This window comes from Dietzia cercidiphylli, from assembly GCF_014145145.1.
In the GTDB taxonomy this organism is placed as follows: Bacteria; Actinomycetota; Actinomycetes; order Mycobacteriales; family Mycobacteriaceae; genus Dietzia; species Dietzia natronolimnaea.
In genome coordinates this window covers 1-1,177 of record NZ_JAALEA010000350.1, presented here as the reverse complement: position 1 = coordinate 1,177, position 1,177 = coordinate 1, and the positions used below count along the sequence as shown (strand labels likewise).

Annotated in this window: 1 protein-coding gene; it reads right to left on the bottom strand. The window is 67.0% G+C overall.

Annotated features, from left to right (window positions below):
• The coding region (locus G6028_RS18080; protein ID WP_182659067.1) for a DUF3631 domain-containing protein at positions 1 to 1,026 on the bottom strand (1,026 nt) is incomplete at its 3' end.
• Positions 1,027 to 1,177 lie beyond the last annotated feature (151 nt).

Sequence of the window (1,177 nt, the reverse complement as noted above, 5' to 3'; positions counted from 1 at the left end):
CGGTTCGACCGGTTCGACCGGTTCGTCCGGTTCGCCCAGGGGGGGTAAACCCAAACCGGACGTTGCCGCGTCGAGGGATCGGGCGGTGTATCCGCGGGTGCGGTCGTCGGTCGGCTGGCGCGTGGTGTGCACCTTGTACGCGCTCGAGAGCATCCGCCCCATGCGTTGCACGGTCAGCGCCCGCCCGTATGAGCTTTCAGCGCCCCACACTTCGGGGTGAGCGATGATGAGTCGTCGGACGAGGTCCTCCGATCCCACGAACGATTCCCACGGTTTCCACACCTCGGCGATGTGGTCGATGAGTGCCAGCGCCGGCCGCTTCTGCACGTGACCTTCCTCCCGTTCGGTCTTGAGTTCCTCGGCCTCGGTTGTGGCGAGCTCGTCGACGGTGGCAGGCCAACGGCCCCCGGCGACGGTGGCGATGCGCTTGAGCGGTGACCAGCGTTCGCGGGCGCGGCCCTTGATCCCCTCGGGTAGTGGTGGCCTGTTGACGGCGACCTCGTCGGCGACGACCTCGGCCCACGCTGCGATGCGTGCGGCGAGCTGGTCGGCGTCGTCCTCGATTGCTTCCCAGTCGGATTCCTCGACGGTGTCGTCGTGGTCGCGCATGAGGACCACGCGGATGCACCGGGATCGGGTGTCGTCGGGCAGGTTCGGCGATATGCCGGCCATGAGGACCGGCGAGTATGTCGACATTTCCTGCACTTCCCAGCCGTCCTTGACCGGGACGAGGACCGGGCGGGTTCCGCCCCGCTTGTATCCGGTGTTGATGACGCTGAGTAGGTCACCGACGCCGTCCCGTTTCGGGTCGAGGTTGCGGTCGGCCTCGTCGATCAGCAGGGTGCGGGGTTCGCTGCGGACCATGCGGGCCAGTAGTGCCGCCGACGACAGGGCGGAAGCCTGCGAGGGGGAGAAACACAACCGGGCGAAGTGTTCGACGACGGTGGTCTTGCCGGCCTCGGGCATTGGCGAGTCGAGCAACAGCCGCGGGGTTGTGTAGAGCTGCCCCATGAAGTGCGTGTGCACGGCCCACAAGGCGAGGATGTCGAGGTCACCGGGTGAGGTCGTGCGAACGTATCGGGCGAGCCAGTCGCGGACCTCGTCGAGAATCGGTTCCGTCCGGTCTACAGTGACCCCCTCTATCGAACCGGACGAACCGGTCGAACCGGTCGAACCG